Below are 25,271 nucleotides of genomic sequence, written 5' to 3' on the forward strand. Positions count from 1 at the left end.
ACTCCTACGTCTTAATGACAAGAAAATGGTTAAGCCGTTAGCACAGATTGTGTTTTATTTTGCTGTCTGTTCACGTAATCTTGTGGGCGGTTCAGGGATCGACACCGCAATCATGCATAACAAAGAGAGGGTTTGAATGACCAAAGAAATGCAAACTTTAGCTATTGCTCCTTTAGGCAACCTGGATTCTTACATCCGGGCGGCTAATGCCTGGCCTATGCTGACGGCAGAAGAGGAAAAAGCGTTGGCTGAACGGCTGCATTACCAGGGCGATCTGGAAGCAGCTAAAACGCTGATCCTGTCTCACCTGCGCTTTGTTGTTCATGTTGCTCGTAACTATTCCGGTTACGGACTGCCGCAAGCAGACCTGATTCAGGAAGGCAACATTGGCCTGATGAAAGCCGTGCGCCGTTTTAACCCGGAAGTGGGTGTGCGCCTGGTTTCCTTTGCCGTGCACTGGATTAAAGCCGAAATTCACGAGTACGTGCTGCGTAACTGGCGCATCGTGAAAGTCGCAACCACCAAAGCACAGCGCAAGCTGTTCTTTAATCTGCGTAAAGCCAAGCAGCGTTTAGGCTGGTTTAACCAGGATGAGGTGGAAATGGTGGCGCGCGAGCTGGGCGTCAGCAGTAAAGACGTGCGTGAAATGGAATCACGCATGGCCGCCCAGGACATGACCTTTGACCCCACGCCTGATGACGAGGGCGAAGGCCGTTCAATGGCCCCGATGCTCTATTTACAGGATAAGTCCTCTGACTTTGCTAACGGCATTGAGGAAGATAACTGGGAAGATCACGCTGCCGATAAGCTTAGCGATGCGATGCAGGGGCTGGACGAACGCAGCCAGCATATTATCCGCGCCCGCTGGCTGGACGATGACAACAAAACCACGCTGCAGGAGCTGGCCGACCAGTACGGTGTTTCCGCTGAACGCGTACGTCAGCTGGAAAAGAACGCGATGAAAAAACTGCGCGTGGCCATAGAAGCCTGACGCGACCGCTGCCGCTGATGAAAAAAACCGCCCTCTTCGGCGGTTTTTTGCTTTCTGTCACCGGGAAAGCGCATCGCCTTAGCCTGCCTTATTTGCTCTCAGCTACCCGGGCCGTGGCTGCTGTAAACCCACTCATCTGCCTGGCGAACGAATCCGGCGCTCTGCATAAAGCGGGTGATTACAGCAGGTTCTGATGTGCCGTCTGCGCAAATCGACCACTGCTGAATGTGCGGATTCTGCGCCAGCGTTTCATCCAACAGATAGCGACCGACGCCGCGTCTGCGCGTCACCTCACGTACTTCCAGCTGCGACAAGCGTGCCTGTATGCCAGCCACCTGAACCCTGACTGCCGCCAGCAGGCGGTGATTAAAGCGCGCCGCGTACAGCTGATGATGTGCATCAAGCTGTGCGCCCAGCGTCTCAATATCGGCCTGCGGCCAGATCTTCTTTAAATCGATGCGATCCTGCTCAGATAATAGTTGCAGGCGGATGATGGTCAGTTTCATCGAATAATCCGGTACTGAAGAAAGGCATATTGTAGCGAAGTTGATCGGACTTTAGCGCTTTTGTTTTCCGTACCAAAACAAGGGGATCTGCGGAAGGTAAGAAACTTTACCGAGCAAGCTCATATTGGTTGCTATTTATCCAGTATAAAACGCTGGTTTGATGACAAAAAAGCCCCTGTTTATGCCAGTGCATTGACCGAGAAATCCCACTCAATACTAAATATGAAGGTTGATTTACAGCAGAAAATTCCTGTTTAATGACCTGATATTAAACATATATTGACAATAAATGCTGAAATGCGTGTTAACTGTATAAGACACAAAGCGTTATCGCGCATTTAACGGCAAATAATAAATGACCCGAAAGATTTGTCACCGTAGCAAGGCGGCATCCCATTAACTGATAAACGTCATCGTCCGCAGTGGCGCACGTTGTCAACGCAGCTGCGGTTCCAGGCTCAAAGGGCGCAAACACAACAGGTGGGGTAGTAAGGATGAAAATCTCTAAAGGTAGTGCGTTGCTGGCAGGCTGTATGGCTTTGGCAATCGGCCACGCGGCGTTGGCAAAAGACATCAAGGTGGCGATTGTTGGCGCCATGTCCGGCCCGGTGGCGCAATACGGTGATATGGAGTTCACCGGCGCCAAACAGGCGATTGCGGATATTAATGCTAAAGGCGGCGTTAACGGCAGTAAGCTGATTGGCGTGGAATACGACGATGCCTGCGATCCAAAACAGGCGGTGGCGGTAGCCAACAAGGTGATCAATGACGGTATCCGTTATGTCATCGGCCATCTGTGTTCCTCATCGACGCAGCCAGCATCGGACATCTATGAAGATGAAGGCGTGCTGATGATTACCCCAGCCGCGACTGCGCCGGACCTCACTTCTCGTGGCTATAAACTGATTATGCGCACCACCGGTCTCGATTCTGACCAGGGGCCAACCGCGGCCAGATATATTCTTGGCGCAGTTAAGCCACAGCGCATCGCGGTGGTTCACGACAAGCAGCAGTACGGCGAAGGCCTGGCACGTTCGGTGCAGGACAGCCTGAAAAAAGCGGGCGGCAACGTGGTGTTGTTTGAAGGTATCACCGCTGGCGATAAAGACTTCTCCACGCTGGTGGCGCGCCTGAAGAAAGAAAATATCGACTTCGTCTACTTTGGCGGCTACTACCCGGAAATGGGGCAGATCCTGCGGCAGGCGCGCGCCGCCGGCCTGAAAACCCAGTTTATGGGCCCGGAAGGTGTGGGCAACTCCTCCCTGTCCAACATTGCGGGAGCGGCGTCGGAAGGCATGCTGGTGACGCTGCCAAAACGCTATGACCAGGTGCCGGCAAACCAGGCCGTCGTCGATGCGCTGAAGGCGAAGAAGCAAAATCCGACCGGTCCGTTTGTCTGGACCACCTATGCGGCATTACAGTCACTGACCGCCGGGATGGCGCGTAGCAAAAGCGAAGAGCCGGAAGATATCGTCAAAAATCTGAAGGAGGGCGCGGCGGTTCCGACCGTGATGGGCGACCTGAGCTGGAACGAAAAGGGCGATCTGAAAGGCTTTGAGTTTGGCATTTTCAAATGGCATGCGGACGGCTCTTCCGACGCCGTTAAGTAACCGGATGATTTCTGGCAATAACGCCTGGTGAACTGTGCCGGGCGTTTTTTGTTACCCCAATGGGGACAGGTAAGGGTTTAAAGTATGTCCGAGCAGTTTCTCTACTTCCTGCAACAAATGTTCAACGGCGTTACGTTGGGCAGCACCTATGCGCTGATCGCCATCGGTTACACCATGGTGTACGGCATTATCGGCATGATCAATTTCGCCCACGGCGAAGTGTATATGATCGGCAGCTACGTTTCGTTTATCGTCATCGCTGCGCTGATGATGCTGGGCATTGATACCAGCTGGCTGCTGATCGGCTGCGGCTTTGTGGTCGCGGTGGTCATCGCTTCCTGTTACGGCTGGAGCATTGAGCGCGTGGCGTACAAGCCGGTACGATCCTCCAAGCGCCTGATCGCTCTGATCTCGGCCATTGGCATGTCGATTTTCTTACAAAATTACGTCAGCCTGACGCAGGGATCGCGCGATCTGGCGCTGCCGGGCCTGGTCAGCGGGCAGTGGACGCTGGGCGTCAGTAACGGTTTTGCTGCCACTATCTCCACCATGCAGCTGATGATTTGGGGAGTCACCTTCCTTGCCATGCTGGCGCTGACGTTGTTCATCCGCTATTCGCGTATGGGGCGCGCCTGTCGTGCCTGTGCTGAAGACCTGAAAATGGCCAGCCTGCTGGGGATCAATACCGACCGGGTGATCTCACTGACCTTCGTCATCGGCGCGGCGATGGCGGCAGTGGCCGGCGTTCTGCTGGGTCAGTTCTACGGGGTGATCAACCCCTATATCGGCTTCCTCGCCGGGATGAAAGCCTTTACCGCAGCGGTACTCGGCGGGATAGGCAGTATTCCTGGTGCTATGCTGGGCGGTTTGATCCTCGGCATTGCCGAAGCGCTAACCTCGGCTTATCTCAGTACCGAATACAAAGACGTGGTGTCGTTTGCGCTGCTGATTGTGGTGTTGCTGGTGATGCCAACCGGCATCCTCGGGCGTCCGGAGGTTGAGAAAGTATGAAAAAGCTCCATCTGCTTAACGCCGTGGCATCAGCACTGATGCTGCTGGTTCTGGCGGCGTTCTTTATGGGGCTGCGCCTGAACCTTGACGGTACGCATCTGGTGGTGAATAACGCCGGAGAAGTGCGCTGGAACTGGATCGCCCTCGGCTGCGGCGTGGTGTTTCTGTTCCAGCTGCTGCGCCCGCTGTTGCACCGTGGCCTGAAAAAAGTGTCCGCCCCGGTGCTGATGCTACCGGGCATTGATGGCTCCACCGTGAAGCAGAAGCTGCTGCTGCTGGCGCTGATCGTTGCCGCTGCGCTGTGGCCATTTCTGGTATCTCGCGGCACGGTGGATATTGCCACCCTGACGCTGATTTACGTCATGCTCGGGCTGGGGCTGAATGTGGTGGTCGGGCTGTCCGGGCTGCTGGTGCTTGGCTACGGCGGTTTCTATGCTATCGGCGCTTACACCTTCGCGTTGATGAATCACTATTACGGGCTGGGTTTCTGGCAATGCCTGCCGCTGGCCGGGCTGGTCGCGGCGGCCTTTGGGCTGCTGCTCGGTTTTCCGGTGCTGCGTCTGCGCGGTGATTACCTGGCGATTGTGACGCTTGGCTTCGGGGAGATCGTGCGTATTTTACTGCTCAACAACACGGAAATAACCGGTGGGCCAAACGGCATCAGCCAGATCCCCAAACCGACCTTCTTTGGTCTGGAGTTTAACCGCAGCGTGCGCGACGGCGGTTGGGACACCTTCCACCACTTCTTTGGCCTGCAGTACGATCCGGGCGACCGGATTATCTTCCTGTATCTGGTGGCGCTGCTGCTGGTGGTGATGACTCTGTTTGTTATCAATCGCCTGCTGCGCATGCCGCTGGGGCGCGCCTGGGAAGCGCTGCGTGAAGATGAAATCGCCTGTCGCTCGCTGGGCCTTAGCCCGACACGGATCAAGCTGACCGCCTTTACCATCAGCGCTGCTTTCGCCGGATTCGCCGGTAGCCTGTTTGCCGCCCGCCAGGGCTTTGTCAGCCCGGAATCCTTCACCTTTGCCGAATCGGCCTTTGTGCTGGCGATCGTGGTGCTGGGCGGGATGGGATCGCAGTTTGCGGTGATCCTCGCCGCCGTGCTGCTGGTGGTATCACGCGAGCTGATGCGTGACCTTAACGAATACAGCATGCTGGTACTGGGTGGCCTGATGGTATTGATGATGATCTGGCGTCCGCAAGGGCTGCTGCCGATGAAACGTCCGCATCTGAAGTTGCAACAGGCGCAGCAGGAGGAACAGCCATGAGCCAGCCTCTGTTAGCCGTTGATGGTCTTAAGATGCGCTTTGGCGGCCTGCTGGCGGTTAATAACGTCGAACTGGAGTTATATCCACAGGAGATCGTCTCGCTGATTGGCCCTAACGGTGCCGGGAAGACCACGGTGTTTAACTGTCTTACCGGATTCTACCGCCCATCGGGCGGTTCGATCAGGCTGGGCGACCAGCAGCTGGCGGGCCTTCCGGGGCAGAAGATCGCGCGGATGGGCATTGTGCGCACCTTCCAGCATGTGCGCCTGTTCCGTGAAATGACGGTCATTGAGAATCTGCTGGTCGCACAACATCAGCACCTGAAAAGCGGCGTCTTCTCCGGCCTGCTGAAAACCCCGGGCTTCCGCCAGGCGGAAGACGCTGCGCTGGAGCGCGCGGCCAGCTGGCTGGATCGCGTCGGGCTGCTGGAGCTGGCCAACCGCCAGGCGGGTAATCTCGCTTACGGGCAGCAGCGCCGTCTGGAGATCGCCCGCTGCATGGTGACCCGCCCGCAAATCCTGATGCTGGATGAACCGGCTGCGGGTCTCAACCCGAAAGAGACGCACGAGCTGGACGAGCTGCTCGCCGAGCTGCGCCAACAACACAAGGTCTCGATACTGTTGATTGAACACGATATGAAACTGGTAATGGGGATTTCAGACCGCATCTACGTGGTGAATCAGGGCACGCCGCTGGCCAATGGCACACCGGAAGAGATCCGCCAGAACCCGGATGTGATCCGCGCTTACCTCGGGGAGGCATAACATGACTGAAGCCATGTTGTCCCTGAATAACGTCAGTGCGCACTACGGCAAAATCCAGGCGCTGCATAACGTCAACCTGCATATCAATCAGGGGGAAATTGTCACCCTGATTGGCGCTAACGGGGCGGGAAAAACCACCCTCCTCGGCACCCTGTGCGGCGAACCACGCGCCACCCAGGGGTCGGTGACCTTCGACGGTAAGGATATAACCGACTGGCAGACGGCGCGCATTATGCGCGAAGCCATTGCCATTGTCCCGGAGGGCCGCCGCGTCTTCGCCCGCATGACGGTGGAAGAAAACCTGGCGATGGGCGGCTTCTTTGCCGAACGCCAGCAGTACCAGCAGCGCATCAGGCGCGTTTACGAGCTGTTTCCCCGCCTGTACGAGCGCAGTGCGCAGCGTGCCGGCACCATGTCCGGCGGCGAGCAGCAGATGCTGGCGATAGGCCGGGCGCTGATGAGCCAGCCGCGCCTGCTTCTGCTGGATGAACCCTCGCTGGGGCTGGCACCGATCATCATCCGGCAGATTTTCGACACCATCGAACAGCTGCGTCAGGAAGGCATGACCATTTTTCTTGTGGAGCAAAATGCTAACCAGGCGCTGAAGCTGGCCGACCGCGGTTACGTGCTGGAAAATGGCCATGTGGTGCTGGAAGACAGCGGCGCAGCGCTGTTAGCCAATGAAGCGGTGAGAAGCGCCTATCTGGGGGGATGATTGGGTTAAGTTGTCTGTGCTTGTCATCAATACGCGGATGAAGTTTTCAGGCTTCAGCGCCGCACGAAGAAGCCGCCTTCCGGGCGGTTTTTTTGCCCCTGTATGCGCCATTTGCAACCCATTTCTGCCGAACCTCGCCAGTATTACCCCCCGTGTTGTACTCCTCAGCAGACTTCTGCCTGACGTAGCGCGCCTGGCTTGACCTTGCGCTTTGCTGTGTGTGATGCCGTTAACACAGTGAACCCGGCTCTGGTTCGGTAACGAGGTTCGCTGTCACTATGTGGTCATACAAACGTTATTTTTCTGTCATTCTGCCGTGTCATGTTACCTGCAAATCACAGCAATGCGCGTTTGCGCGCCTTATAACAGCGGGTACAGGAAACCGACATGTCATCTTTTTCATTTCGTCATAACGCGCTTAGCGTGATACTTGGCCTGGCGTTCAGCACCAGCGCGCTGGCCACCACCGATATTTCCTTCTGGCATTCGATGGAAGGCGAGCTGGGGGAAGAAGTTAACGCGCTGGCAACCCGCTTTAATGAAACGCACCCTGATTATCGTATCGTCCCTACCTATAAAGGCAATTACGAGCAGAGTCTGGCCGCCGGCATTGCAGCGGTACGCACGGGGAAAGCCCCGGCCATGATGCAAGTCTATGAGGTCGGTACGACAACCATGATGGCATCGAAAGCCATTGTGCCGGTATATGAAGTGTTTAAAAACGCCGGTATTACCCTGGATGCGAAGCAGTTTGTCCCGGCGGTGGCGGGTTACTACAGCGATGCCAACGGGCAGCTGATCTCGCAGCCGTTTAACAGTTCCACGCCGGTGCTGTACTACAACAAGGATGCCTTTAAAAAAGCTGGCCTGAACCCGGAGCAACCGCCAAAAACCTGGCAGCAGCTGGCACAGGACAGCGCTGCGCTACGTAAAGCAGGCATGTCCTGTGGCTACGCCAGCGGCTGGCAGGGCTGGATCCAGATTGAGAACTTCAGCGCCTGGCACGGTCAGCCGGTAGCCACCCAAAATAACGGTTTTGACGGCAGCGATGCGCGCCTGGTGTTCAACAAGCCGCTACAGGCAGGCCATATCGCGATGCTGGAAGAGATGAATAAGAAGGGCGATTTCACCTACTTCGGGCGCAAGGATGAGCCAACCGCCAAGTTTTATAACGGCGACTGCGCCATGACCACCGCGTCTTCCGGATCGCTGGCGGACATTCGCAAATACGCTAAATTCAACTTCGGCGTGGGCATGATGCCATACGACGACAGCGTGGCCAGTGCGCCGCAGAATGCGATGATCGGCGGGGCCAGCCTGTGGGCGATGAAAGGCAAAGATGCCGCCACTTATAAGGGCGTCGCCCAATTTATGCAGTTCCTCGCCCAGCCGGAAATAGCGGCTGAATGGCACCAGAAAACCGGCTATCTGCCGATCACCACTGCCGCCTACGATTTGACCAAACGGCAAGGGTTCTATCAGCAGCATCCGGGCGCGGATATCGCCACCCGTCAGATGCTGAATAAAGCCCCGCTGCCTTACACCAAAGGAATGCGCCTCGGCAATATGCCGCAGATCCGCACCATCGTGGATGAAGAGCTGGAAGGGGTGTGGACCGGCAAGCAGTCTGCGCAGGCAGCGCTGGATAATGCCGTCAGGCGCGGTAATGAACTGCTGGCGCGCTTCGGGCGGCAGAGCCAATAACCGCTCGCAACGCTTTACTTATCTGCCTTTTCATGGCGATCCACGACGGATCGCCACGGCGATTTTGCTATGAGAGTCCGTAAATGTCTCAACCCCGACCCGTGTTTCGCGGCGGCATACTGCCCTGGCTGCTGGTAATGCCGCAGCTGCTGATCACCGCCATTTTCTTTATCTGGCCAGCCGGGGAAGCGTTGTGGTACTCGCTGCAAAGTATCGATCCCTTTGGCATTTCCAGCACCTTCGTTGGGCTGGACAACTTTGAGCGACTGTTTGCCGACGATTACTACCTCGCTTCCTTCTGGACCACGCTGAAATTCAGCGGGCTGGTCACGCTGTGCGGCATAAGTTTCTCACTGCTGCTGGCGGCGCTGGTCGACTATGTTGTACGCCTGAAGAAGACTTATCAAACGTTGCTGTTGCTGCCCTACGCCGTGGCTCCGGTGGTGGCAGCGGTATTATGGATGTTTCTGTTTAATCCCGGACTCGGTCTGTTCAGCCACCTGCTTAACCAGGTGGGCTACCGCTGGAACTATGCGCAAAACAGCGGGCAGGCGATGTTCCTGATCGTGCTGGCCTCTGTCTGGCAGCAGACGAGCTATAACTTCCTGTTCTTCTTCGCCGCGCTGCAGTCAATCCCCAAATCCCTGACCGAAGCGGCGGCGATTGACGGAGCGGGCCCGGTACGCCGTTTCTTCAGCCTGTCGCTGCCGCTGATCACCCCGGTCAGTTTCTTCCTGCTGGTGGTTAACCTGGTGTACGCCTTCTTTGATACTTTCCCGGTGATCGATGCCATCACCGGTGGCGGCCCGGTACAGGCGACCACCACGCTGATTTATAAAATCTATCGTGAAGGCTTTGCCGGTCTCGATCTGTCGTCATCGGCGGCGCAGTCGGTGGTGCTGATGCTGCTGGTTATCGGGCTAACGGTGATCCAGTTCCGCTTTGTTGAGCGTAAGGTGCGTTACCAATGATTGAGAATCGACGCGGGCTGGATATCTTCAGCCATACCCTGCTGGTGCTTGGTATTCTGACCATCCTGTTTCCACTGTATGTGGCGTTTGTCGCCGCCACGCTGGATAACCAGGCGGTTTACCAGGTGCCGATGACGCTGATCCCCGGCTCACACTTATGGCAGAACGTCAGTCGTATCTGGCAGCACGGCGTTAACGGCAGCGGCCCGGCATTTAGCGTGCTGATGCTGAACAGCCTGGTGATGGCGTTTGGCATCACGCTGGGGAAAATCAGCGTTTCCATCCTGTCGGCGTTCGCGCTGGTGTGGTTCCGCTTTCCGCTGCGTAACCTGTTCTTCTGGATGATCTTTATCACCCTGATGCTGCCGGTGGAAGTCCGCATTTTTCCCACGGTGCAGGTGATTGCCGACCTGAACATGCTCGACAGCTACAGCGGATTAACCCTGCCGCTGATGGCTTCGGCCACCGCTACCTTCCTGTTTCGTCAGTTCTTTATGTCGCTGCCGGATGAGCTGCTGGAGGCCGCCCGGATCGACGGTGCCGGTCCGCTGCGTTTCTTCCGCGACGTGGTGCTGCCGCTGTCGAAAACCAATCTGGCGGCGCTGTTCGTGATTACCTTCATTTACGGCTGGAATCAGTATTTGTGGCCGCTATTGATTGTTAACGATGCGTCCCTCGGTACGGCGGTGGCGGGGATTAAAAGCATGATCTCCAGCAGCGGATCGCCCACCCGGTGGAACGAAGTGATGGCGGCGATGCTGTTAACGCTGATCCCGCCGGTGGTGATTGTTTTTGTGATGCAGCGCGCTTTTGTGCGCGGTCTGGTTGAGAGTGAGAAATAATCATGGCAGGTCTGAGGCTTCAGGCAGTAACCAAATGCTGGGACGCGAAAACCCCGGTTATTCATCCGCTGGATGTCACCATCCGTGACGGTGAGTTTATGGTGATAGTCGGTCCGTCCGGCTGTGGTAAATCAACGCTGCTACGCATGGTCGCCGGACTGGAGCCTGTCACCAGCGGCGATATCTGGATCGACACGCGGCGCGTGACGGAAGAAGAACCGAAAGATCGCGGTATCGCCATGGTGTTTCAAAACTACGCGCTCTACCCGCATATGAGCGTGGAGGAAAATATGGCCTGGGGCCTGAAAATCCGCGGCATGGGGAAACAGCAGATCCGTCAGCGTGTGCTGGAAACGGCCCGCAGTCTGGAGCTGGAAGCGCTGTTGCAGCGCCGCCCGCGTGAACTTTCCGGCGGGCAGCGGCAGCGCGTGGCGATGGGGCGCGCCATCGTGCGCGAACCGGCGGTGTTCCTGTTTGATGAACCGCTGTCCAACCTTGATGCGCGCCTGCGCGTACAGATGCGCCTGGAACTGCAACAGCTGCACCGCCGTCTGAATACCACCAGCCTGTATGTGACGCACGATCAGGTAGAGGCGATGACGCTGGCGCAGCGCGTGATGGTGATGAATAAGGGCGTGCTGGAGCAGCTTGGCACCCCGATCGAGATCTACCAACGTCCGGCCACACGCTTTGTCGCCAGCTTTATTGGCGCGCCGGCAATGAATTTGCTGGAAGGCCGGATTAACCGTGACGGTTCAGCTTTTACCCTGAATGACGGCATAACGTTGCCGCTGGATGGCGCGAAGGCGCGCTGGGCCGACCGGCGGTTGACGTTAGGGATCCGCCCGGAGCATATTGAGCTGTCCTCACAGCAGAACGGCGGCATTCCGCTGGTGGCAGATACACTGGAAATGCTGGGCGCGGATAACCTCGTCCACGGCCGCCTGGGCAGCAGCAATGTGGTGGTACGCTTGCCGCACTCGCTGCGCCCGGCGATGGGCAGCACTCTTTGGCTGGATCTGCCACCGCGCTCGCTCCACTTTTTTGATGAAAACCAACAAAGGATAGAATCATGACGGTTAGCTGGCCTTACCCACCGATTGTCGCCCATCGCGGCGGCGGCAAACTGGCACCGGAAAATACGTTGGCCGCCATTGACGTTGGTGCGCAGCTGGGGCACCGGATGATTGAGTTTGATGCCAGGCTGTCGCAGGACGGCGAAATTTTCCTGCTGCATGATGAGACCCTGAACCGCACCAGCAATGGCCGGGGCGTTGCGCGGGATCTGCCGTGGAGCCAGCTGGTACAGCTGGACGCCGGCAGCTGGTTTGGCGGGGTATTCAGCGATGAGCGTTTGCCGCTGCTGGGCGAGGTTGCAGCCCGCTGTCGTCAGCACCGGCTAATGGCCAATATCGAAATTAAGCCGACCAGCGGCCTGGACCACGAAACCGGGCGTGCGGTGGCGCTGGCAGCAAGGGTGATGTGGCAGGGGCAGGTGGCTCCGCTGCTGTCTTCATTCTCTTTTCAGGCGCTGGAAGCCGCCCGGCAGGCGGCACCAGAGCTGCCGCGCGGACTGCTGCTGGATCAATGGGATAACCGCTGGCAGGAGATGACCACCGCATTAGAGTGTACGTCGATTCATCTCAATCACCGTGTGCTGAATGCAGCACGCGTTGCCCTGTTGAAACGGGGAGGTTTACGCATTCTGGTGTACACGGTGAATAAGCCTGAACGTGCGCACGAGCTGCTGCAATGGGGCGTTGATGCCATCTGCACCGATCGTATTGATGAGATAGGGCCGGATTTCCACTAAGCGGGCGGATCAAAAATGCGATCCGCCCCTGCCGGTAGACGGTAAGCCGCTAACGGGGTTGGTGGGCGGCGATCAGTTTGACTGCGTTGCGTTCGGCGAATTCGCTGGCGCATTCAGCGTACGCTGTGAGGCGCTGTCGCGCTGTTCCTGAAGTTTACGTTGCAGATCCTGCTGCTGGCGCTGCTGGTCCTGTTGCAGCTTCAGCTTCTGCTGCGATTGCTGGTTCTGCATCTGCTGCTGTAGCCGCTGTGTGCTGGGATTGTACCCCGGCTGCTGCGAATTATTACCGTTATTCAACATGTTAGCCATCCCGCTCAGTGGCAGGATGGCGGCAAAAATGACCAGCCATTGTGTTTTCATTTTTACTCCTCCGCGTGACTTATTGAGTTTAATACACCCGTTACTTGCTGGCTCCAGGAGCGCTCTCAATTGAGGTTATCGTTCGCTTTTTGTTCCGTTTTATGCTTATTTATCAATGTTCAAGCACAGCATAAATAAATAAATATAAAGGATAAAAAAATGACGACAAAAAGCTCATTAAAGCGCCTGTCAGGTGCGCTGTTGATCGGTTTGCTGATGTGCCAGGGGGCGACGGCTACAGCGCCCGCTACAGCGCCGGTTTCTTACGGCGTTGGCACAGACACCTTCCATCCGGTCAGGGCACAGCACGGCATGGTGGCCTCGGCGGATGCTACCGCCACCGCCGTTGGCGTGAAAATTCTTCAGCAGGGCGGGAACGCGGTGGATGCTGCCGTGGCGGTTGGCTACGCGCTGGCCGTAACCCATCCACAGGCCGGTAACCTGGGCGGCGGCGGCTTTATGCTGCTGCGCACCGCGTCCGGTTATACCACCTCGATTGATTTCCGTGAGACGGCCCCGTTGCGCGCCAGCCGCAATATGTTCCTGGATGCGGCGGGTAACGCCGACAGCAAAAAATCACTGACCTCACCGCTGGCCTCCGGCGTGCCCGGCACCGTGGCCGGGTTTGCCCTGGCGAATCAAAAGTACGGTACGCTGCCGCTTAGCCAGCTGATCAAGCCGGCGCTGGATCTGGCGCGTAACGGTATCGTGGTCAATGATTCACTGGCCGACGATCTCAAGGTTTATGGTAAAGAGGTGCTGCTGGATCATGCCAACAGTAAAGCCATTTTCTTCAAGGCCGACGGTACGCCGTATCGCCAGGGTGAAAAGCTGGTGCAGCGCAATCTGGCCCACAGCCTGGAACTGATCGCTCGCCAGGGGCCGGATGCTTTCTACAAGGGCAAAATTGCTGATGAGATCGCTGGCGAAATGGAACAGCACGGCGGGCTGATCGCTAAAGCCGATCTGGCGAACTACCGGGCGATAGAGCGTAAGCCGGTCGGCGGGACCTATCGCGGTTATCAGGTGTTTTCCATGCCGCCACCGTCCTCTGGCGGCGTGCATATTGTGCAGATCCTTAATATTCTGGAAAACTTTGATTTGGCCAAAATGGGCTTCGGCAGCGCCGATGCGATGCAGGTAATGGCGGAGGCGGAAAAATACGCCTACGCCGATCGCTCGCAATACCTCGGTGACCCGGATTTCGTTAAAGTTCCCGTGCAGGCACTGATCGATAAAGCCTATGCCAAATCACTGGCGCAGCAGATCGATGTGGCCAGGACGCGCCCTTCTTCTGAGGTCAAACCGGGCAAACTGGCTCCGTATGAAAGCGATCAGACCACGCATTTCTCGGTAGTCGACAAAGACGGTAACGCGGTGGCGGTGACCTACACGCTGAACACTAATTTCGGTAGCGGCATTGTCGCCGGAAACAGCGGTATTCTGCTGAACAACGAAATGGATGATTTCTCTGTCAAGCCGGGAACGCCGAACGTCTATGGCCTGGTGGGCGGTGAAGCTAACGCCGTGCAGCCCTATAAACGCCCGCTCTCTTCCATGTCCCCCACCATAGTGGTGAAAGACGGTAAGACCTGGCTGGTGACCGGCAGTCCGGGCGGCAGCCGTATCATCACTACCGTGTTGCAGATGGTGGTTAACAGCATCGACTTTGGGATGAACGTCGCCGAAGCCACCGATGCGCCGCGTTTCCACCATCAGTGGCTGCCGGACCAGCTGCGGGTAGAAAAGGGCTTCAGCCCGGATACGCTGAAACTGCTGACTGAAAAGGGGCAGAACGTAAAGGTGATGGCGACGATGGGCAGCAGCCAGAGCATTATGCTGGGGCCAGACGGCACCCGTTATGGTGCCTCCGATCCGCGTACCATTGATGATTTGACGGCAGGATATTGACGCGGCATTTCTGTTTCGGGTAATCGGTGGCGGGGAGGATAAATACCTCCCCGCATGCCCATCAGGGCTGGAAACGCGCCATATACAGCGCATCGACCTGCTGGCCGTTACGCACGGCAAAACGCCGCGCGCGGCCTTCGGTTGCAAAACCAAACCGTTCATACAGTCCGATTGCCGCCTGATTATCGGCAAATACCTGCAGCTCAACGCGTTCAACCCCCAGCCAGTTATCACACAGGTCAAGAATGGCGCGCATCATGGCTGTTGCCACGCCCTTACCGCGAGGATTGCTATCGACGCCAGGTCCGAAACTGGCCGTGTGACGGCGGCGTGCAGGGCCGTTGATGTAAACCGTCACCTGACCGACAATGCGATCTGCTATGCAGGCAACCAGCATATGCGTTCCCTCTGGTAGCGTGCTGATACGATGTTGCCACTTTTGTAGCGAGGGGTGGGGGAGCTGTAGCGTATCGGCCATGGTGTCCGGCTGACTATATAGCTGAAGCAGCGCCCCGGCATCTTCGGTAACCGCATGCCGAATCACTGTTTCACTCATATCGCTACTCATTATGGATTTGGATCCCCTTTAAAATCATGGTCTTTGAGCATTAAGGCAAGTAAAAATTATTCAAAAAATGGCTTTACAACTGCGAATGATAATGATTATTATTGCCATGCGCTTTCAGACGGGCTTACGGTGCCCGCTGAAAGAGCACGACATTGCTCACATTGCTTCCAAAATTTTTAGCCAGCACGGGTGCTGGCTTTTTTTTGTCCGTTAGCCTCCCGCCGCCCGTTACGTCGAATAATTTGAACAGAGAAGACAATTTTCTCCGCTATCATCACAGGTTCTCCGGGTTCAGACTGGGTGAAAACCTTGAGGAGAACGGAACATGATTTATCTACGCAAAGCACAAGATCGCGGACATGCCAATCACGGCTGGCTGGACAGCTACCATACTTTCTCCTTCGCGGATTACTACGATGCCAGCTTTATGGGCTTTTCGGCGCTGCGGGTGATCAACGAAGATGTGATCGACCCCGGGCAGGGGTTTGGTACGCATCCCCATAAAGATATGGAAATCCTCACCTACGTGCTGTCCGGCACCGTTGAGCATCAGGACAGTATGGGCAACAAAGAGCAGATCCCGGCAGGCGAGTTCCAGATTATGAGCGCCGGCACCGGCGTGCGTCATTCGGAGTACAACGCCAGCAAAACCGTGCCGCTGCATCTGTATCAGATTTGGATCATCCCGGAACGCAGCGGGATTGAACCGCGCTACGAGCAGCGCCGGTTTGACGATGTTCAGGGCCGCCAGCTGGTGCTCTCGCCGGATGCGCGAGAAGGATCGCTGAAAGTATACCAGGATATGACGCTGTCACGCTGGGCGCTGCGCGCGGGTGAGCAGGGCAGTATTGATGTTGCTGCCGGTCGTCATATCTGGATCCAGGTGGTGAAAGGTGAAGTGACCGTCAACGGAGAGCAGGCAAGTACCAGCGATGCCCTGGCAATCCGGGATGAGCCATCGCTGGCGGTAACCGCGGACAGCGCTGCCGAGATCCTGGTGTTTGACCTGCCAGCGGTGTAAATGGCATTTTTTAATGACGGGTGCGCCAGTTCGCACCCTTTTTTTTGCTGTTTACGCAGTGTGATAGCGTTTTCCATTCGCGTTAACAGTGAAATCTGTGAGGTTGATTCACGGGTTTGCTTCGGGTTAACGTCAATTCAGCGCTTTTTGTTACACTCCGCTTAACAAATTCCTGCCAGCTGAAGAAAATGAAGAAAAAAAGACTGGGATTACAAGACGTTGCCGACCGGATCGGCATCACCAAAATGACCGTTAGCCGTTATCTGCGTCATCCCGATCGGGTCTCTGCCGCGCTGCAGAGCAGGATCGCCATCGCGCTGGATGAACTGGGCTATATTCCCAATCGCGCCCCGGAAATGCTCTCCAACGCCACCAGCCGGGCGATTGGTGTGCTGCTGCCGTCACTGACCAACCAGGTGTTTGCCGACGTGCTGCGCGGTATTGAAGCCGTGACCGATGCCACAGGCTACCAGACGCTGCTGGGACATTTTGGCTACAGCGCTGAAAAAGAAGAGTTACAGCTGCGCTCGTTACTGACGTGGAATATTGACGGGCTGATCCTCACCGAACGTACCCACACCGCTGCCAGCTTGCGCATGATCGAAACCTCCGGCATTCCGGTGGTTGAGACGATGGACTGTACCTCGCCCTGTCTTGATATGGCGGTAGGGATCGATAACGTGGAGGCGGCGCGGCAGATGACCCGGGCTATCCTGCAAAAAGGCCACCGGAATACGGTATATCTGGGCGCGCGCCTTGATGAACGTACCCTGCAGAAAGAGCAGGGCTATCGCCTCGCCATGCTGGAAGCCGGGCTGGAGCCAAAGAGCGTGATGATGGAAGCGGCGTCGTCATATTCCGCCGGGGCGATGCTGTTATGTGAGGCGCAAAAGCGCTATCCACAGACCGACAGCCTGTTCTGTACCAACGACGACCTGGCGGTGGGGGCGATGTTTGAATGCCAGCGACAGGGGCTGCGCGTACCACAGCAGATGGCCATCGCCGGATTCCACGGCCATGATATTGCTCAGGTGGTGACGCCACGGCTGGCCACGGTGCAAACGCCGCGTGAACGTATCGGCAATCAGGCGGCCAGGCTGTTGCTGGCACGCATCCGTGGGGAGCGCATTACTCATCAATCGGTGGATGTCGGATTTACCATTTCTCCGGGCGAAAGTATCTGATGAAGGCGCAGCCCGGTTGTGGCCTGACGGCAAATGCTGACTGACAAGTGCAGAGCGCGTGGTGAAATAACAGTGCTGCGCGTGCGCTTTACCTCTTTGTGCCTCTCTTAATCTGATTCTGCGTTTTTTTTGACAGTCTTCACACTTACCAGTTTTTTCCAATAAGGCTGTTGCTATCACCCATTCACGCTCTAACAATGTTACCGATAACAACGCGGCTGCCATGGCTGCTTATTTCTGCCGGAGCAACAATAATGACGACATCTTCTCCGTCCAATCATGTGTTTGTGTTGATGGGCGTATCCGGTAGCGGCAAGTCTGCCGTTGCCAACGCGGTGGCGTATCGGCTGAAGGCCGCTTTCCTTGACGGTGACTTCCTGCATCCGCGCGTCAACATCGAAAAAATGTCCGCTGGTCACCCGCTCAACGACGACGACCGTCGTCCTTGGCTGCAGGCGATCAACGATGCGGCGTTTGCCATGCAGCGCACTAACGCGGTCTCACTGATTGTCTGCTCAGCACTGAAAAAGAGCTATCGCGATATTCTGCGCAAGGGTAATCCGAACCTCTCCTTTATTTATCTGAAAGGGGACTTCGCCACTATCGAATCGCGCCTGCGCGCGCGCAAAGGCCACTTCTTTAAACCCCAGATGCTGGTTACACAGTTTGCCACGCTGGAGCAGCCGGGTGACGATGAAAACGATATGCGGGTTGTCGATATTAACTCGTCGCTGGATGCGGTTGTCGCCACAACCCTGAAAGCCATCGATTCTGCCATCACACAAATAAGCAGGGCACCATGAGTACGGCAACGCTGGTATTAACCGCAGCAGGTTCGGTGCTGCTGCTGCTGTTTTTGGTGATGAAGGCGCGTATGCACGCTTTCGTCGCGCTGATGTTGGTGTCCATCGGGGCCGGGCTGTTTTCCGGCATGCCGCTGGATAAAATCGCCGATACCATGCAAAAAGGCATGGGTGGCACGCTCGGCTTCCTTGCTATCGTCGTTGCGCTCGGGGCGATGTTCGGCAAAATCCTGCATGAAACCGGGGCGGTCGACCAAATCGCCATCCGCATGCTGAAAACCTTCGGTGAAAGCCGCGCTCATTACGCGATGGGGATCGCCGGGCTGATTTGCGCTCTGCCGCTGTTTTTTGAAGTCGCGGTGGTGTTGTTAATCAGTATTGCCTTCGCCGTGGCGCGCCGCACCGGGGATAACCTGGTGAAGCTGGTTATCCCGCTGTTTGCCGGGGTCGCCGCCGCCGCCGCGTTCCTGCTGCCGGGTCCGGCTCCGATGCTGCTGGCGTCGCAGATGCATGCTGACTTTGGCTGGATGATCCTGCTGGGGCTGTGTGCCGCTATTCCGGGGATGCTGATCGCCGGGCCGCTGTTTGGCCGCTTTATCAGTCAGCACGTGCGGTTTGGGCTGCCAGCGGAAAGCAGCCAGCCGGAGTTTGATGAAAGCAAGCTGCCGTCGTTTGGCTTCAGCCTGGCGCTGATCCTGTTTCCGCTGATTCTGGTAGGTTTAAAGACCATCGGCGCGCGTTTTACCACGCCGGCCAGCAGCCTGTATGAGTGGCTGGAGTTTATTGGCCATCCGTTTACCGCCATTCTGCTGGCCTGTCTGGTGGCCATCTACGGTCTTGCTTACCGCCAGGGTATGGACAAAGAACGCGTGATGCAGATTTGCGGCGCGGCGCTACAGCCGGCGGGCATTATCCTGTTGGTTATCGGCGCCGGCGGCGTATTTAAGCAGGTGCTGGTGGATTCCGGCGTCGGCCCGGCGCTGGGTAATGCACTGACCGGGGCCGGTTTACCGGTAGCGCTGGCGTGTTTTGTGCTGGCGGGTGCGGTACGTATCATCCAGGGATCGGCCACCGTTGCCTGTCTGACCGCAGTGGGCCTGATTATGCCGGTGATTGAGCCGCTGCACTATTCCGGCGCACAGATGGCAGCCCTGTCGATCTGCATTGCCGGCGGGTCGATTATCTTCAGCCACGTCAATGATGCCGGCTTCTGGCTGTTCGGCCGTTTTACCGGGGCTACCGAAGGACAAACGCTGAAAACCTGGACGCTAATGGAAACCCTCCTCGGCACCGTGGGGGCGATTGTGGGCATGGTGGCCTTCGGACTGCTGTCATAAATCCGTACGGCGCTGCCTCTTCGCGTCACCCGCTGGAGAATTATAAGCAGCGCTGCTAAAAAAAACCGACTTATCGATTTAATTCGCTTGCCACTTTTTCTGCAACTTGTAAGGTTTAAGCCTGATTTTTTCAACTCTAACAGGTCCGGCGTGACTGGCAGGTCAGGCCGCCCGAAGCAGGTTTAACATGAAAACAGTAGGATTGATTGGCTGGCGCGGAATGGTGGGTTCCGTATTGATGCAGCGGATGAGCGAAGAGCGTGATTTTGATGTGATCCGCCCGGTGTTTTTCTCCACCTCCCAGCATGGCCAGGCAGCACCGGCGTTTGGCGGGCAGCCAGCGGGGACCTTGCAGGATGCCAGCGACATTGAGGCGCTGAAAGCGCTGGATATCATCATCACCTGTCAGGGCGGCGATTACACCAGCGACATCTATCCTGAGCTGCGCGCTGCCGGATGGCAGGGTCACTGGATTGACGCTGCTTCCACTCTGCGCATGGCGGATGAGGCCATTATCATTCTCGACCCGGTTAACCACCAGGTGATCCGTGATGGCCTGGAACGCGGGATCAAAACCTTTGTTGGCGGCAACTGCACCGTCAGCCTGATGCTGATGTCGCTCGGCGGGCTGTTTGCCAATAATCTGGTGGAGTGGGCTTCTGTCGCCACCTATCAGGCGGCTTCCGGCGGCGGGGCGCGTCATATGCGCGAGCTGCTGACCCAGATGGGCATGCTGCACGACAACGTGGCAAAAGAGCTGCAAAATCCGGCCTCCGCGATCCTCGATATTGAGCGCAAAGTGACCGAAATGGGCCGCAGCGGCGTGCTGCCAAGCGATAATTTCGGCGTGCCGCTGGCGGGCAGCCTGATCCCGTGGATCGATAAGCAGCTGGAAAACGGTCAGACGCGCGAAGAGTGGAAGGGCCAGGCAGAAACCAACAAAATCTTGCGCACTGCCCAGACTGTCCCGGTCGACGGGCTGTGCGTGCGCGTGGGTGCGTTACGCTGCCACAGCCAGGCGTTTACCCTGAAGCTGAAAAAGGATCTGCCGCTGACGGAAATTGAACAGCTGCTGGGCGCGCACAATCCGTGGGTAAAAGTGGTACCAAACGATCGAGACATCACTCTGCGCGAACTGACGCCAGCGGCGGTCACCGGCACGCTGAATACGCCGGTTGGCCGCTTACGTAAACTGAATATGGGGCCGGAATACCTGTCCGCCTTTACCGTTGGCGACCAGCTGCTTTGGGGTGCCGCCGAGCCGCTGCGCCGCATGCTGCGCCTGCTGGTGGATTAACCCCATTCCTTTTTCCCCCGTATCGTACGGGGGAAAATGTACGTCGTTTTACCGCCCACTTCTGCTTTCAATCTGCTTTCAATCTGCTTTTAATGCCAGCAGCTGCGCCATCTCTTGCGGCCATGCTTGGCGCGTGGTTCTGCGCTTCAGCCGCTGACGCTTACCCTGTGACAATCGCCTTAATCTGAAAGAGAGATATTTGTCTCATTTGAGACTGAATATTGCTATCCCCTGGCTATGCTTAAAAAAGCCACCGTACCGAATGCTATTTTTTGTCACGCCAGTTTGTTGCGCGCTGCGGCGGTGTTTCCCCGGAGGTTTACCAGCCCTGCCAGCGTGTTTAAGGCTCCATAAAGAACAGTGCATCGGTGATGCCCATGACCCGGGGATCGCCCGTCGCCTGCCGACCGTCACGGGAAGAAAGTCATGTCAGAGCTAGTGGATCGTCGTGTGATTAATGCTGTTGTCTCTGGTCACTTTGCTGACCCCTTTTCCCTGCTGGGTATGCACCAAACCCGCCTTGGTCTGGAAGTACGCGCCCTGTTGCCGGATGCCAGCGAAGTCTGGGTGATCGAAACCGCCAGCGGGAATAAATGCGTGCAGCTGAAATGCCTGGACGCACGCGGTTTTTTTCACGCGGTGATCCCCGGGCGTAAAAAGCCGTTTCGTTACCAGCTGGCAGTTACCTGGCACGGCCAGCAAAATCTGATTGATGACGCCTATCGCTTTGGCCCGCTGCTGCCTGAAATGGACGGCTGGCTGCTGGCGGAAGGGACGCATCTGCGTCCCTATGAAACCCTGGGCGCTCACGGGGATGTGATCGATGGGGTTTCTGGTACACGCTTCGCCGTCTGGGCGCCTAACGCCCAGCGTGTTTCCGTAGTCGGGGAGTTTAACTACTGGGACGGACGTCGCCACCCGATGCGTCTGCGGCGTGAAATGGGGATCTGGGAGCTGTTTATTCCCGGCGCGCGCAATGGTCAGTTATATAAATTTGAAATGATTGATATTCACGGTCAGCTGCGGCTAAAGGCTGACCCCTACGCGTTCGAAGCGCAAATGCGCCCGCAAAGCGCTTCCATGATCTGCGGTATTCCTGAAAAAACCACGCTGTCACCGCAGCGCCAGCGCGCCAATGGTTTCGATGCGCCAATCTCTATCTATGAAGTGCATCTTGGCTCCTGGCGGCGGCATACCGATAACCATTTCTGGCTCAGTTATCAGGAGCTGGCGCAGCAGCTGGTGCCGTACGCCAAAGAGATGGGCTTCACCCACCTGGAACTGATGCCGGTCAATGAGCACCCGTTTGACGGCAGCTGGGGCTATCAGCCGCTGGGCATGTACGCACCCACCCGCCGTTTCGGTACGCGGGATGATTTCCGCGCGTTTATTACTGCGGCCCATCAGGCTGGTCTGAACGTCCTGCTTGACTGGGTGCCCGGCCATTTTCCAACGGATGATTTTGGCTTGGCGAAGTTTGACGGCAGCGAGCTGTATGAACACGGCGACCCGCGTGAGGGATTCCACCAGGACTGGAATACGCTGATTTACAATTTTGGCCGCCGTGAAGTCAGCAACTATCTGGCGGGCAATGCGCTGTACTGGATTGAACGCTTTGGCATTGATGGGCTGCGCGTGGATGCGGTGGCTTCGATGATCTACCGTGACTACAGTCGGGCAGAGGGCGAATGGGTTCCGAATCATTTCGGTGGGCGGGAAAACCTCGAAGCCATTGCCTTTCTGCGCTACACCAACCGCACGCTCGGCCATGCCGCGCCCGGTGCGATTACCATCGCTGAAGAGTCGACGGACTTTAACGGCGTATCGCGCCCGCCGGAAACGGGTGGGCTGGGGTTCTGGTTTAAATGGGACCTCGGCTGGATGCACGACACGCTGGATTATTTGAAGCTCGACCCGATCTATCGCCGCCATCATCACAATCTGATGACCTTTGGCATGTTGTACAGCAACACAGAAAACTTTGTGCTGCCGCTATCGCACGATGAAGTGGTACACGGCAAGGGTTCAATTCTCGACCGTATGCCGGGGGATGCCTGGCAGAAATTTGCCAATATGCGCGCTTACTACGGCTGGATGTTCGGTTTCCCCGGCAAAAAACTGCTGTTTATGGGCAACGAATTCGCCCAGGGCAAAGAGTGGAACCACGACACCAGCCTGGACTGGCATTTGCTGGAAGGGGAAGACGGCTGGCATAACGGCGTACAGCGCCTGGTGCGCGACCTGAATCACACCTACCGCGCGCATCCACCGTTATATCAGCAGGATTTTGACCCGGCGGGGTTTGAGTGGCTGGTGGTGGATGACTTTGAAAACTCGGTATTTGTCTTTGTGCGCCGCGATAGTGACGGTAACGAACTGATTGTTGCCAGTAACTTTACGCCAGTACCGCGCCACGACTATCGCTTTGGCGTGTCACAGGCAGGGCGCTGGCGCGAGGTGCTGAATACCGATTCCAGCCATTATCACGGCAGCAACATTGGCAACCTCGGTGTGGTCAGCACCCATGACTGGGGCAGCCATAACCGCAGCCACTCTCTGAGCCTGACGTTGCCACCGCTGTCAACGTTATGGCTGGTGCGGGAGGCAGAATGATGCCGATACGGGATGGCCAACCCACGCCGCGTGGTGCCAGCTACGATGGCAAAGGGGTTAACTTCACCCTGTTTTCGCAGAATGCCGGGCGCGTGGAGCTGTGCCTGTTTGATGATGATGACGTTGAAACGCGCCTCGATCTGCCAGCACGTAGCGGTGATACCTGGCACGGCTATCTGCCTGCCGTTCGCCCCGGCCAGCGCTATGGCTATCGGGTGCACGGCCCGTGGCTGCCGCAGCAAGGGCTGCTTTTTAACCCGGCGAAGCTGCTGCTGGACCCGTGTGCGCGCGGGATTGAAGGCGATGTCAGCGATAGCCCCTGTTTTCAAAGCGGAGAGGAACAGCCGGATACGCTGGACAGCGGCCCGCTGGCACCTAAAAGCGTGGTGCTGGCAGATGATTTCGACTGGGAAGGTGACAGCTGGCCGCGTATTCCGTGGGGCAGCACGGTGATTTATGAAGCCCATGTGCGCGGTCTGACCCGGCTGCATTCCGGCATTCCGGCAGAGATGCGCGGCACCTATGCCGCGCTCGGCCATCCGGTGATGATTGACTATTTTCAGCGTCTGGGGATCAGCAGCTTGCAGCTGCTGCCGGTGTCCAGTTTTGCCAGCGAACCCCGGCTGCTGCGGCTGGGACTGAGTAATTACTGGGGCTATAACCCGCTGGCCTGTTATGCGCTGGAATCACGCTATGCCTGTGGCCAGAATCCACGCGAAGAGTTTCAGCAGGCGGTCAAAGCGCTGCACCAGGCGGGCATTGAAGTGATCCTCGATGTGGTGTTCAACCACAGCGCCGAGCTGGATGAAAGCGGCCCGATGCTGTCGATGCGCGGTATCGACAACCCGAACTATTACTGGCTGGATCAGCACGGCAAATACAATAACTGGACCGGCTGCGGTAATACGCAAAATCTCAGTCACCCTGAATCGGTGGCATCCACCATCGACTGCCTGCACTACTGGGTGGAAGAGTGCCACATTGACGGTTTTCGTTTCGACCTGGCGACGACGTTAGGGCGGACTCCGCAATACCGGCGCGATGCGCCGCTGTTCCAGGCGATAGCCGCCGATCCGCTGCTGTCACAGTGCAAGATCATTGCCGAGCCGTGGGATGTCGGACCACAGGGTTATCAGGTAGGCAACTTCCCGCTGCCGTTTGCCGAATGGAACGACCACTTCCGCGACACGGCCCGGCGCTACTGGCTGCATGGCGACCTCTCAAACGGCGACTTTGCCCGGCGGTTTGCCGCCTCCAGCGATCTGTTCAAACACGAAGGCCGTTTGCCTTCCTGCAGCATTAATTACATTACCGCCCACGACGGTTTCACCTTGCGCGATGTGGTCAGCTTTGAACATAAACATAACGAGGCCAACGGTGAGGATAACCGCGACGGCAGCAATAACAATTACAGCTACAACCACGGGGTGGAGGGGCCACACGCGCCGTTACTGGTGATTGAGTACCGCCGGCGCAGCGTGCATGCGCTGTTGACCACCCTGCTGCTGGCGCAGGGTACGCCGATGCTACTGGCCGGTGATGAACACGGTCACAGCCAGCACGGCAACAACAACGCGTATTGTCAGGACAACCTGCTGGCGTGGCTTGACTGGAAGCACGGCGATCGCGGGTTGTTCTCTTTTACCGCCGCGTTAATTCATCTGCGCCGCCGCATCCCCGCGCTGCAGCAGGACGGCTGGTGGCAGGAAGGAGATGGCAACGTGGAATGGCTGAACGGCCAGGGGAGACCGCTAAATATCCTTGAGTGGGAGCAGGGCGTGCATCGTATGCAAATCAGGCTGTCAAAACATTGGCTTATCACGCTTAACGCCACCGAAGACGTGTGCGATCTGGTGTTACCCCCCGGTCAATGGCATGCCATTCCGCCTTTTGCCGGTGAAGATAACCCAATTTTGTTAACTGTCTGGCATGGAGCCGCTCAGGGAGTGTGCGTGTTCCAGGAAAAAACATAACTGGAG

At 57.1% G+C, this 25,271-nt stretch carries 22 protein-coding genes; 19 read left to right on the forward strand and 3 right to left on the reverse strand.

Annotation, left to right across the window (positions count from 1 at the left end):
- Window positions 1–136 precede the first annotated feature (136 nt).
- Window positions 137–991 (forward strand): RNA polymerase sigma factor RpoH, encoded by an 855-nt coding sequence (gene rpoH / locus JGC47_RS00785; protein ID WP_004160807.1) that lies wholly within the window; start codon window positions 137–139, stop codon window positions 989–991.
- A gap of 98 nt (window positions 992–1,089) precedes the next feature.
- On the opposite strand, the gene panM is transcribed toward rpoH, so the two are convergent.
- Window positions 1,090–1,497 carry an aspartate 1-decarboxylase autocleavage activator PanM gene (gene panM, locus JGC47_RS00790; protein WP_004160806.1) on the reverse strand — a complete coding sequence of 136 codons (408 nt, stop codon included), beginning with the start codon at window positions 1,495–1,497 and terminating at the stop codon, window positions 1,090–1,092.
- 494 nt (window positions 1,498–1,991) lie between these two features.
- On the opposite strand from panM, the gene JGC47_RS00795 reads away from it, so the two are divergent.
- From JGC47_RS00795 to ugpQ, 10 genes are all read left to right on the forward strand, one after another.
- Window positions 1,992–3,107, forward strand: coding sequence for a branched-chain amino acid ABC transporter substrate-binding protein (locus JGC47_RS00795; protein WP_004160803.1), 1,116 nt, complete (start codon window positions 1,992–1,994; stop codon window positions 3,105–3,107).
- An 84-nt stretch (window positions 3,108–3,191) separates the two neighbouring features.
- The gene (gene livH, locus JGC47_RS00800) at window positions 3,192–4,118 is read left to right on the forward strand and encodes a high-affinity branched-chain amino acid ABC transporter permease LivH (RefSeq protein WP_004160802.1); all 927 of its coding nucleotides are present in this window, start codon (window positions 3,192–3,194) and stop codon (window positions 4,116–4,118) included.
- A complete protein-coding gene (locus tag JGC47_RS00805) occupies window positions 4,115–5,389 on the forward strand; it encodes a high-affinity branched-chain amino acid ABC transporter permease LivM (RefSeq protein WP_004160801.1) in 1,275 nt (424 codons plus the stop codon). Before livH ends, JGC47_RS00805 begins: the two co-directional genes overlap by 4 nt.
- Complete coding sequence (gene livG, locus JGC47_RS00810; RefSeq protein WP_004160793.1) at window positions 5,386–6,153, forward strand: high-affinity branched-chain amino acid ABC transporter ATP-binding protein LivG; 768 nt, start codon at window positions 5,386–5,388, stop codon at window positions 6,151–6,153. Before JGC47_RS00805 ends, livG begins: the two co-directional genes overlap by 4 nt.
- A gap of 1 nt (window position 6,154) precedes the next feature.
- Window positions 6,155–6,868: a high-affinity branched-chain amino acid ABC transporter ATP-binding protein LivF gene (gene livF / locus JGC47_RS00815; protein WP_004160790.1), complete on the forward strand. Its 714-nt coding sequence runs from the start codon at window positions 6,155–6,157 to the stop codon at window positions 6,866–6,868.
- A gap of 387 nt (window positions 6,869–7,255) precedes the next feature.
- Complete coding sequence (gene ugpB, locus JGC47_RS00820; protein ID WP_004160789.1) at window positions 7,256–8,572, forward strand: sn-glycerol-3-phosphate ABC transporter substrate-binding protein UgpB; 1,317 nt, start codon at window positions 7,256–7,258, stop codon at window positions 8,570–8,572.
- Between the two features lie 83 nt (window positions 8,573–8,655).
- Window positions 8,656–9,543: a sn-glycerol-3-phosphate ABC transporter permease UgpA gene (gene ugpA, locus JGC47_RS00825; protein ID WP_004160788.1), complete on the forward strand. Its 888-nt coding sequence runs from the start codon at window positions 8,656–8,658 to the stop codon at window positions 9,541–9,543.
- Window positions 9,540–10,385, forward strand: a complete 846-nt coding sequence (gene ugpE, locus JGC47_RS00830) for a sn-glycerol-3-phosphate ABC transporter permease UgpE (protein ID WP_004160787.1) — start codon at window positions 9,540–9,542, stop codon at window positions 10,383–10,385. The genes ugpA and ugpE overlap by 4 nt, the downstream gene beginning before the upstream one ends.
- Window positions 10,386–10,387: 2 nt before the next feature.
- Window positions 10,388–11,461, forward strand: coding sequence for a sn-glycerol-3-phosphate import ATP-binding protein UgpC (locus JGC47_RS00835; RefSeq protein WP_004160785.1), 1,074 nt, complete (start codon window positions 10,388–10,390; stop codon window positions 11,459–11,461).
- Window positions 11,458–12,198: a glycerophosphodiester phosphodiesterase gene (gene ugpQ, locus JGC47_RS00840; RefSeq protein WP_004160784.1), complete on the forward strand. Its 741-nt coding sequence runs from the start codon at window positions 11,458–11,460 to the stop codon at window positions 12,196–12,198. The genes JGC47_RS00835 and ugpQ overlap by 4 nt, the downstream gene beginning before the upstream one ends.
- Before the next feature lie 72 nt (window positions 12,199–12,270).
- On the opposite strand, the gene JGC47_RS00845 is transcribed toward ugpQ, so the two are convergent.
- Window positions 12,271–12,558, reverse strand: a complete 288-nt coding sequence (locus tag JGC47_RS00845) for a DUF2756 domain-containing protein (protein ID WP_004160781.1) — start codon at window positions 12,556–12,558, stop codon at window positions 12,271–12,273.
- A gap of 159 nt (window positions 12,559–12,717) precedes the next feature.
- On the opposite strand from JGC47_RS00845, the gene ggt reads away from it, so the two are divergent.
- Window positions 12,718–14,469, forward strand: a complete 1,752-nt coding sequence (gene ggt / locus JGC47_RS00850) for a gamma-glutamyltransferase (protein WP_004160780.1) — start codon at window positions 12,718–12,720, stop codon at window positions 14,467–14,469.
- A gap of 61 nt (window positions 14,470–14,530) precedes the next feature.
- On the opposite strand, the gene JGC47_RS00855 is transcribed toward ggt, so the two are convergent.
- Entirely contained in the window at window positions 14,531–15,037 is a 507-nt protein-coding gene (locus tag JGC47_RS00855) for a GNAT family N-acetyltransferase (protein ID WP_004160779.1), read from the reverse strand.
- Window positions 15,038–15,362: 325 nt separating this feature from the next.
- On the opposite strand from JGC47_RS00855, the gene JGC47_RS00860 reads away from it, so the two are divergent.
- From JGC47_RS00860 to glgX, 7 genes are all read left to right on the forward strand, one after another.
- On the forward strand, window positions 15,363–16,058 hold the full coding sequence (locus tag JGC47_RS00860; RefSeq protein WP_004160778.1) for a pirin family protein: 696 nt from the start codon (window positions 15,363–15,365) through the stop codon (window positions 16,056–16,058).
- A 188-nt stretch (window positions 16,059–16,246) separates the two neighbouring features.
- Window positions 16,247–17,242 (forward strand): gluconate operon transcriptional repressor GntR, encoded by a 996-nt coding sequence (gene gntR / locus JGC47_RS00865; RefSeq protein ID WP_004160777.1) that lies wholly within the window; start codon window positions 16,247–16,249, stop codon window positions 17,240–17,242.
- Between the two features lie 254 nt (window positions 17,243–17,496).
- Window positions 17,497–18,045, forward strand: coding sequence for a gluconokinase (gntK, locus tag JGC47_RS00870; RefSeq protein WP_004160774.1), 549 nt, complete (start codon window positions 17,497–17,499; stop codon window positions 18,043–18,045).
- Window positions 18,042–19,382: a gluconate transporter gene (gntU, locus tag JGC47_RS00875; protein WP_004160772.1), complete on the forward strand. Its 1,341-nt coding sequence runs from the start codon at window positions 18,042–18,044 to the stop codon at window positions 19,380–19,382. The genes gntK and gntU overlap by 4 nt, the downstream gene beginning before the upstream one ends.
- A gap of 187 nt (window positions 19,383–19,569) precedes the next feature.
- Window positions 19,570–20,679, forward strand: a complete 1,110-nt coding sequence (gene asd / locus JGC47_RS00880) for an aspartate-semialdehyde dehydrogenase (protein ID WP_004160770.1) — start codon at window positions 19,570–19,572, stop codon at window positions 20,677–20,679.
- A gap of 426 nt (window positions 20,680–21,105) precedes the next feature.
- The gene (gene glgB / locus JGC47_RS00885) at window positions 21,106–23,292 is read left to right on the forward strand and encodes a 1,4-alpha-glucan branching enzyme (protein WP_004160766.1); all 2,187 of its coding nucleotides are present in this window, start codon (window positions 21,106–21,108) and stop codon (window positions 23,290–23,292) included.
- Window positions 23,289–25,265, forward strand: coding sequence for a glycogen debranching protein GlgX (glgX, locus tag JGC47_RS00890; protein ID WP_004160754.1), 1,977 nt, complete (start codon window positions 23,289–23,291; stop codon window positions 25,263–25,265). Before glgB ends, glgX begins: the two co-directional genes overlap by 4 nt.
- Window positions 25,266–25,271: the final 6 nt, after the last annotated feature.

The sequence above is a fragment of the Erwinia amylovora genome, from assembly GCF_017161565.1.
In the GTDB taxonomy this organism is placed as follows: Bacteria; Pseudomonadota; Gammaproteobacteria; order Enterobacterales; family Enterobacteriaceae; genus Erwinia; species Erwinia amylovora.